Genomic DNA, 501 nt, shown 5'->3' with positions numbered 1-501 from the left:
CCTGAGACGTAGGCAATGAAGGTTCGCGCCGCCTCCTCGCCCTTTTGGCTTTTGTATTCGGCAAGAATCGGCACAAACGCCTGGGAAAATGCCCCTTCGGCGAAGATCCGCCGCAGCAGATTGGGCAGCTTGAAGGCGATAAAGAAGGCGTCAGTCGCCATTCCGGCACCAAATGCACGGGCGATTAGAGTGTCACGAACAAACCCCAACACCCGGGAAAGCATCGTGATAGAGCTGACAGCGGCCAACGATTTGAGCAGATTCATTGAAAGAGTTTGTGCCTGTCGATAAACAGCAGGCGAACAACGCGCCCACTTATGCGATACTCCGCGCCGCAACAGCACAGAGCCAAAGCTCGCGAGTTTACAGGTCGCGCGCCGGAAAGAAATATCCAGCGCACCGTCCCCTTGAAAACGTAGCGAGCGAAGGCAAGACAAGGCGAAAGCAGGCGAGAAAGCGGAGTTGACTTTAGTCAATGAGCATTTCGAGTCTGCTTTCAAC

At 54.7% G+C, this 501-nt stretch carries 1 protein-coding gene; it reads right to left on the bottom strand.

What is annotated here, in order from left to right; all coding sequences use genetic code 11:
• Positions 1-476 (bottom strand): lipid II flippase MurJ (locus tag AC1DF0_RS32160; RefSeq protein ID WP_477577625.1); only part of this gene is annotated, 476 nt, incomplete at its 3' end.
• Positions 477-501: the final 25 nt, after the last annotated feature.

It is taken from the genome of Paenibacillus sp. 05T425, assembly GCF_056396205.1.
The sequence above is the reverse complement of the archived record's forward strand: the minus strand, read 5'-3'. Positions and strand labels throughout refer to the sequence as shown.